Origin of the sequence: Mesorhizobium sp. M7A.F.Ca.US.006.04.2.1 (genome assembly GCF_004022915.1) — a bacterium.
GTDB lineage: Bacteria > Pseudomonadota > Alphaproteobacteria > Rhizobiales > Rhizobiaceae > Mesorhizobium > Mesorhizobium ciceri.
The window spans coordinates 1-1,797 of sequence record NZ_RZQA01001083.1; the positions used below are offsets into that span (position 1 = coordinate 1).

Annotated in this window: 1 protein-coding gene; it reads right to left on the minus strand. The window is 69.2% G+C overall.

Features of this window, described 5'->3' with window-relative positions; genetic code table 11:
• On the minus strand, positions 1-1,797 hold a 1,797-nt coding region (locus tag EN925_RS34490), incomplete at both ends, for a DUF2339 domain-containing protein (protein ID WP_164894609.1).

Below are 1,797 nucleotides of genomic sequence, written 5' to 3' on the forward strand. Positions count from 1 at the left end.
GCAGCGGCACTGTTTGCGCTGCCGCCTCCATGGCAAGGCGCGGCCGGCCATTCGTTGTGCGCGCAAGCTGCCAGGCGGCAAAGCCGAAGGCCAGCGCCGGCACGCCGTAGCCGGGCAACAGCCAGTTGAACACCGGCGTCGTCGACAGGAACCCGGCGCCGACAATGGTCGGGTCGAAGGCGACACGGCCAAGCACCGCGATCACCGCGCCGACCGAAATCCAGCCGAGCACCGGATAGACGCGCCAGCGCGTGGCCAGCGCCGGCACAATGGCCGCCGCACCGAGCAGGATGGTGGTCCAGCCGGAATCGAAAGCCATATGCATCAGCAGCAGCCCGGCGATGGCCGCGCCGCCCAGGGCAAACGACACGGCGATGCCGCCCTTGAGCGGCGGCTCCTCGGCCCGCGCGATCCACTCGCCGCCGGCGGCGAAAATGACGACCAGCAGTGCCGCTGCGGCGGCGTAGACAGGGTCACGGTCGAGATTGCCGAAAGTGAACCAGAGCGCCAGCAGGACGACCAGCGGGACGATGACGCCCCACGCTGCCCATGAGGCCGCGCGGATCTGCGTGCCGGCGGCGAACCGGCGCGCGGCCCAGAAGCCGGCGCCGATGAAGACCAGGCCGAGTGCGATGCCGATGCGCAAGGTCAGCGCGTTGGACGTGGCCACCGGCAGTCCGTCGACGCCCAAGGCGCCGCCCGAAAAATCGGAAGCGATCAAGGTTGGCGGGATGATGCCGAGATAGATCAGCACCGTGACCAGTCCCGCGGCATAGAGGAGCGGCAGCGCCAGCGGACGATAAAGCGTGACCGCCACCATCGCGGCGATCACCACCGCGCCCGGCAAGGCATAGCTGGCGGCAGCAAAGGCCGGGTCGACCGACAGGCCCAGTGCCGAGAATGCGACGAACAGGCCAGGCACGATGGACGGCCAGTCGAAAGCCCTGTCTGGCGTGGTTTCGTCGCCACGGCGAGCGAGCCAGACAAGGGCGAGCACGGCCAGCGTGACGGCGTCGATGAACAGGATCGCAGAGAGCTTCGCCCCCGGCGCATCGGTCATATAGAGAATGGTCCAGACACCGGTGCCGAAAAAGGCAGCCGCCATCAGCAACTTCCAGTCGCGCATGCGGGCGATGACGCCGGTGGCGGCAAGCACGATGGCGAGATAGCCGAACAGCGCCCAGGGATTGGGTGCCTGCGAGGCGACCAGCACCGGCGTCACCATGGCGCCGACAAGGCCGATGCCGGCCAGCGCCTGGCCATGGACAAGGGCTGCCGCGATCGTCGCCACGCCGATGACGCCGAGCAGCGTGAAGGCGAGTGCCGGGCCGATGAAGCCGTAGATGCCATGCGCGGCATAGACGGTGCCGAACAGGATGAAGGCACCGGCCGCTGCCAGGATCGCCGGAATATAGGCGCCCGCGGCGCCTTGTACGGGCATCTTGAAGCCGGTGCGGCGGACGAACTCGCCGCCGGCGACCAGCACAAGGCCGAGCGCGCCGGCCATGGTCAGCCGTACGCCGGGGCCGAAAATGCCGGCTTCGATGGTGTAGCGGATCAGGAACAGACCGCCCAGCGCCAGGGCGATGCCGCCGACCCAGACCGCCCAGCGGGTGCCGAGCGGGGTTTCGACATCGGATTGGCGGGCGGCTTTCGTCGCTCCGGGAAGCTCCGCGGGTTCCACCGCCTTCGGCGCCGGTTCTGGAGCGGTCCACGGCCCGGACACGATCTCGCCGGTCGAGTCTTCCGTTTCCGTGGCTGGCGCCGGTGCGGCGACCGGCTCGCTTGTCGCTGGAG